At 29.6% G+C, this 514-nt stretch carries 1 protein-coding gene; it reads right to left on the bottom strand.

The features are described from left to right. Positions 1–25 precede the first annotated feature (25 nt). A partial coding sequence (locus tag Q1A01_RS23680; protein ID WP_299686049.1) for a hypothetical protein occupies positions 26–514 on the bottom strand: 489 nt, incomplete at its 5' end.

Here is a 514-nt window from a genome sequence, read left to right as displayed (position 1 = left end):
TTGTTGCCACTAGTACTTTTTAAGTTTAAAAGAATTTAGACAAATAATCAATTCTTTCTTGATTGTTAATTATTTCGTGATACCAAACAGGTGGCTGATAGTCAACCCATTCTTCTTCTTTTTCACTTTCACTTTGTTTCTTTCGAGCGTTTTCAATTATATCAAGTGATACCTTACTTGGTTTTTTTAATAATTCAATTGATTTTATTTGATTTACCTCAATGTTTGTTTTGCCATTTTGCTCATCCGAACTATATCCAACAAATAAATCCAATGGAAGTTTTGTGTAAATCGGCATTTGTTCTAAAAGCCGGTATTTCTCGACATCCGTTTTCGTTATAGTCAGAGTGTTTTCTTTTTTATCAAATTCAGTTTTTGGTTGCAGATAATATCTTGCACTTACATTCTGAACATAACACAATTTCGAAGTTCCATTTCTATAAGAAGCATAACTCTCAAGATTTGAAAGATTGAATTTAAAATCATAAAGTATTAATTGCTTTGTTCCATTATC

Source organism: uncultured Dokdonia sp., assembly GCF_947492815.1.
In the GTDB taxonomy this organism is placed as follows: Bacteria; Bacteroidota; Bacteroidia; order Flavobacteriales; family Flavobacteriaceae; genus Dokdonia.
The sequence above is the reverse complement of the archived record's forward strand: the minus strand, read 5'-3'. Positions and strand labels throughout refer to the sequence as shown.